The sequence below is a fragment of the Candidatus Symbiopectobacterium sp. NZEC135 genome, from assembly GCF_025962695.1.
This window is the reverse complement of the sequence record NZ_JAGFPF010001112.1, coordinates 1-711: the sequence shown is the minus strand read 5'-3', so window position 1 is coordinate 711 and position 711 is coordinate 1. Positions and strand designations below refer to the sequence as shown.

1 pseudogene is annotated in these 711 nt (G+C 56.5%); it reads right to left on the bottom strand.

Annotation, left to right across the window (positions count from 1 at the left end):
• A pseudogene (gene fucI, locus J5224_RS32775) lies at window positions 1-711 on the bottom strand (L-fucose isomerase); the annotation flags it as partial.

The following is a 711-nucleotide window of genomic DNA, read 5'->3' as shown; positions in this document are numbered from 1 at the left end:
CAGGCAGGCGTCGGCCTCTTGCTGGGTGATCTCCCAGTGTGGCTTCATGGTCGGTTTGCCTTCGCTGTCGCGCTGCGCGCAGGAACCATCCAGTGCGGCAGAGCCGGAGTTGATCAGGTGAATGATGCCATGCTCGGCCAAACCGCTCAGTGACTGACCCGTCACTCGTTTAACCGCCTCCGGTGACCAGTAGGTGCGCACATCGGCAAACACCTGGGCAGTTCCGGTTAGCTGATGGCCCAGCAACATCGCAACACCGTTAAGGCTGTCGTTTTCAGTGGCCACGACAAAAGGTTCACGCACGCCATTCCAGTCAAACGAGCTGTTCAGCAACGCCTCAGCGGTGTCACCATTGGGGTATTGATCGGTCCAGTGACGTTGTCCCTGGAAACCCGCCGCGATGGCGTTATAGCCGAGCGATTCTTCCACCAGACCTTTTTCCGCCAGCGTCTTATTGCCTTGCATCATGTCGCGGATACAGATTGCCATCAGCAGGCCCTCTTTCAGCACGGCGTGGCTCTGCTCGGCGTTACGTTTATACTGCTGCGCATTCTTGTCTTCGCCATAGCGGAAGTGTTTATCCGCCCAGGCTAAGGCCATTTCCAGTTCGGCCTCATCATAGATCTTGTGATCGATACGGCGGCGCAGTTCGGTCATATCGACGGACTGGACTTTCATGCCGAGCCAGGATTCGAAGAAATTATGATCGAC